The sequence below is a fragment of the Frankia sp. AgKG'84/4 genome (genome assembly GCF_023242965.2).
In the GTDB taxonomy this organism is placed as follows: domain Bacteria; phylum Actinomycetota; class Actinomycetes; order Frankiales; family Frankiaceae; genus Frankia.
Window position 1 is genome coordinate 1 of record NZ_JALKFU020001005.1, and the last position, 1,842, is coordinate 1,842.

Annotated in this window: 1 protein-coding gene; it reads right to left on the reverse strand. The window is 73.3% G+C overall.

The features are described from left to right. Positions 1-208: 208 nt before the first annotated feature. On the reverse strand, positions 209-1,842 hold a 1,634-nt coding region (locus tag MXD58_RS26790), incomplete at its 5' end, for a hypothetical protein (protein WP_374616696.1).

Genomic DNA, 1,842 nt, shown 5'->3' on the forward strand with positions numbered 1-1,842 from the left:
GGAGTCCTCCGAGCAAGGAAGTCCACTTCATACCCTGGTAACAGAAGAACGCCGCCGGCGGGGGCCCGGGGGGGGCCCCGGGGGGGGGGGGGCCAGCCCTCGCGCTGGCACGCGCTTTACCAGCGAGCCCGCCGGGGCGCCCGCCCCCGCCGGTACCCCGGCGGGGGCGGTGGGCCACGTTGGTGGTCCCGCCTGCCGGGGCGCCGCGTCAGGAGGGGCCGGTGGGCCGGCGGTAGAGCACGGCAGTGGGCGCCGCCGCGCTCAGCGTGGCCTTGGCCGGGGTGAACAGGAACGACGGCTGGGGCTGGTAGTTCGGGCCGAGCAGGAACGCGCGCTCGATCGAGTCCACCTGGATGCGGGCGCCGCGGTCGCCGCCCGCGCCGACGGTCCGGGTCGCCTCGATCGTCGAGATGTCCTCGGCGACCGTGCCGGGGGGCAGCTCGACGGCGGTCGCGGCCGGCGCGTCCCGCTGGATCGCCCAGGCCGGGTAGATCTTGCTCGACCGGTAGGTCTGGCCGCTGCCGGACAACCGGACTCCGACGGACAGGCCGACCCAGCTCGTGTCGGTGTTCGCCGGGCCGACCGTGGACTTGCGGATGAGCAGGTACAGGTAGTTGCGCGGGTTGCTGATCTTCGTGGCGGAGTTCGGCGCCTTCTCGTCGTCGACCTTGCCCTCCCGCGCGACCTCCTGGGACATCACCCAGTACGTCCACGGGTTGGCGTCCATCTCGCGCTCGCGGGCGTCGGCGTTCGGGTCGAGCGCGTCGGCCGTGGACAGGGCGAAACGCATCCGGCCGTCCGGGTTCGAGCACATCCCGTTGTTGTCCGAGCAGGTGCCGAGCACCGCGTGGGTGCCTTCGAAGCGTCCGTTGAAGGCGGTGATGGCGTGCTCGGGCGCCTGGATCACGGCGCTGCCGGGGATCGCGTTGCCCGCCGCGTCGATCTCCACCTGATAGGCCCACTCGATGTCGGTCGTGCGGCCCCACTGGGCCATGAGCGCCGGGGTGGACGTGCCGCCGTCCTCGTTGCTCCAGACGACCGAGTAGGTCAGCAGCCGGTGCCCGGTGATCGGGGTCGGTGCCTCGGTGTGGAAGGCGACCAGCGGGGTGTCGGTGACCGCGTTCTGGAACGGGCCGCCGGCGAGGGGGTTGGGGGCGGCGCCCGCCCCCAGCGGCGTGGCGCGGCCGTAGATCACCGGCGCGTGGGCCAGCGCCTGGTAGCCCGGCTCCTGCGGGGTGACCGTGCGGAAGGTCAGCGCGCGCAGACGGGCTGAGGCCGCGCCGCGCGGTGAGCGGTCGCCGGCGAAGCTGGCCCGCAGGGTGTGACCACCGGCGGCGAGATGCCCGAGCGCCAGGCTCCGCCTGATCGGGAACGACGCGGGGATGACCACATCCGTGGCGTAGGTGTTGTCAACGAACAGCGACACCACCGCCGATTCACTGCCCGGAGTTTCCCAGGACACCCCCGGCGCGGCGGTGGTGAGATCCAGCAACACCTCACCATCCGCACTGGTCCTGAACGGAACGGACGATTCCTGCCCGCGGTTCAGCGTGACGTCGGCGGAGGTGTCCGTCGCGTTTCCGCCTGAACCGCAGGCTCCGAGCCCGGCCATCAGCGCGGCGGCGGCCAACGCCACCCCGAGTGCCCGCCGCAGTCCCCTCGACACCCGCGTTTCCCTCCCGGAACCAGGAAGCTCGGCCGCCCGCGCGGTCGTTCCCCACTCACTGATTCCGATACCCATCCTGCCCTTTGTGGTTCCCGCCGGCACCACCGGTAGGGCCGGGCGGGCGCCCGCCACCGCCGGCCAGCGGCGGCGGGCGCGGGCGTGATGGCGCCCCGGGT